This is a genomic window from Amycolatopsis sp. NPDC051371 (assembly GCF_040682155.1).
Classification (GTDB): Bacteria; Actinomycetota; Actinomycetes; order Mycobacteriales; family Pseudonocardiaceae; genus Amycolatopsis.
Window position 1 is genome coordinate 1 of record NZ_JBFBAG010000115.1, and the last position, 2,558, is coordinate 2,558.

3 protein-coding genes are annotated in these 2,558 nt (G+C 64.3%); all 3 read right to left on the bottom strand.

The features are described from left to right. Positions 1-300 precede the first annotated feature (300 nt). Positions 301-603, bottom strand: a complete 303-nt coding sequence (locus AB0M59_RS53515; RefSeq protein WP_364632141.1) for a hypothetical protein — start codon at positions 601-603, stop codon at positions 301-303. Between the two features lie 150 nt (positions 604-753). Next, entirely contained in the window at positions 754-1,140 is a 387-nt protein-coding gene (locus AB0M59_RS53520; protein ID WP_364632144.1) for a hypothetical protein, read from the bottom strand. A 42-nt stretch (positions 1,141-1,182) separates the two neighbouring features. After that, positions 1,183-2,556 carry an NF041680 family putative transposase gene (locus AB0M59_RS53525; protein ID WP_364632147.1) on the bottom strand — a complete coding sequence of 458 codons (1,374 nt, stop codon included), beginning with the start codon at positions 2,554-2,556 and terminating at the stop codon, positions 1,183-1,185. Positions 2,557-2,558 lie beyond the last annotated feature (2 nt).

Consider the following 2,558-nt stretch of genomic DNA (forward strand, 5'->3'; position numbering starts at 1 on the left):
TGTAGGACCGGCGCTTGCGAGGAGGCATGAGGACATCCTTTCAGCAGGACGATGGGTCCTGCTAACTCGGTGTCCACTACCCGGGGTGAACCTCATGTGCCAAAGAACACCGATATCGGCACCGGTGGTATCTCTTCGGCATCCGGCGTGGCGACGCTGGTCAAACATGCCGCATCTCGGCTGACGAGACACGACTGGTCTCGTCGGTCTTGCGGGATCGGCACGAAAGGTTTCCGGGTCTACGACTGGGCGATGGTCGATGCCGACGGTGGTCATCAGTACGTGTTCCGGCGGAGTATCTCAGACGGAGAACTCGGCTACTTCCACTGCTACAACCCGCGCGGAGAATCGCTGACAGAACTTGTCCGTGTCATCGGTGCCCGCTGGCCGATCGAGGAATGTTTTGAAGCGGCCAAGAATGAGGCCGGGCTGGACAACTACCAGGTCCGTCTCTATCACGCCTGGTACCGGCACGTCACCCTGTCGATGCTGGCCATGGCATTCCTCGCGGTGATGAGACACCAGGCAAAAAAAGAACAGCACGACCGCGGACGAACCCCACGACATGACCACCCGGACCCGTCGCTTGATCGCGCTCTCCATCGCCGAGATCCGACGCCTGTTCAACCTCATCGGCAAAGACGATCACGTCATCGACCAGGGCCTTCGTGCGTCTGCCTGGCGCCGCGGACACCAGGCAGACGCACGACGAAGCCATTTCAGGCGACGCCTCCGACTCCAGATGCTAGAGATCTAGCCCTGTAGTACTAGCCGGACCGCATGCGCGAGCCGATGGCGCCCACGGGTCTCCCACAGTTCACTAGCGAATTCTTCGGCATACCGCAGCCGGTGTGCGGCAGGCAACACACTGACGGCCACGTTGACCAATCGCTGACACGTTCGCCCAGGCGCTTCCGGGTTTGCCCGCCAGGCGATGGGGTTGACCAGTTCGCCCTTGACCTCCGCCGCGACAACCTCTTCAACTCGAGCACGACGATCCGAGATCACGCCAGTGCGAACTATCTTGCGAAAATCGATCGGCACCAAGTCCTGAAGTTCGCTGAACCACTGCCTGACCGTGCGGCGCCCGCCCTGCATCAAAACGGATTCGAAAGCATCCGCCTCAGCCTGGGCACGCATCAATCCTTGTACGTACTTCCGGTGCGGCTCATAGCTTGGGTTTTAACCTGTTCGGCGGGGGCGTGGGTTGTTGGGCTTTGATGTCTTGCCGTCACTGGGTTTCCGTTTGTTTGGGCTGGTCACGATATGCACGTCATGGCGTGAGGCTGGCTGTTGGTTGCGCGTCCCGGGAGGGCGGCCGGGGCTAGGTCGGGAGGGTTTCGGGCCACCGGCCGGACGAGCGGTATGCGCACGCAGGTGCCGAAAACCTCGCCGGACCCGGGCCGGGGACAGCTTTTGTGGTGCGACGGCTTTCTCCCACGGACGCCGCAGATCGGCCGCCAGGCCGCGGGCGAGACGCAGCTGGGTGTAGGCGACCAGCAGCAGCCAGGTCCACCGGTCAGCGGCCTCGGGAGACCGCAGTTTCGGGGCGGTCCAGCCGAGGGTTTGCTTGAGCATGCGGAAGGTGTGCTCAATGTCGAACCGGCGTAGGAACGCCTGCCACAACAGATCAACCATCACCGAATCGAGACCAATTCCGGAATGCCACAGCCACACCGGTTTCGGGATCGCCCCGGACGGCAGCCGCTCGACCTGCAAGCGGATCACGGTGCCTTCCAGAATCGGCAAATTCCCGGCGTGGCCGGCCCACGCGATGCGGTGGGTCAGCCTCGGGTGCAGACGATCCCATGCCCTGGCGTGGGCCGGACCGTAGAGACGAGTCTCGGTTCGGGTGTCGACATCCGGTTCACCCCAAGTATCCGGGTCACCGAAAACGAACTCGCCGCCGTGACGGCGGGGCCGCCCTATGGTGCTGGGCAGCTGTGGTGGCGCGGGACGGCGCAGCACCCGGTCCGAGCGCATCCGGACCAGAACAACGATCGGCAGGTCTGCCAGGACGTGGGAGAGGCGAGGTCCGTCGTAGCCGGCATCGGCGACCAGCAGGATGTCCGGATCCCCGGGCCGCCAATGTCCCGCGACGATCAGGCGATCCACCACACCACGCACCTGGGCAGCGGTCACGGTCGCGGCATCGTCACCGGGCGCGAGCCGGACCGCGTCCAGCGGCGCGGTCCAGGAACTGCGCCCCGTCTCCAGCGCAACGATCACCGAGTATGGCCAGCCGGGAACCATGATGTGCTGATCCTTGCCGCGGCCATAGGTATGACACAAGATCCGCTGCCGGCTGGTGTGTGCCTCCGGGCGCAGCCAGCTGGTGATATCCACCGCCAACACCAGCCGCCCGTCCGCGGCCCGCGGAATCGGCACCCCGCTCAGCGCAGTTTGCAGCCGCGGTATGTCCATCGTGCCGCGCGCGAGTGCGGCATACCCGCTGCCGTGACCTCGGAATTTGTCAAGGTGAGTGAGACCAGTGGGTGTTAGGCGGCTTCGGGTTCGGTCTCCTGGCTGGCGTCGTCGGCTGGGCGGTTGATCCAGAC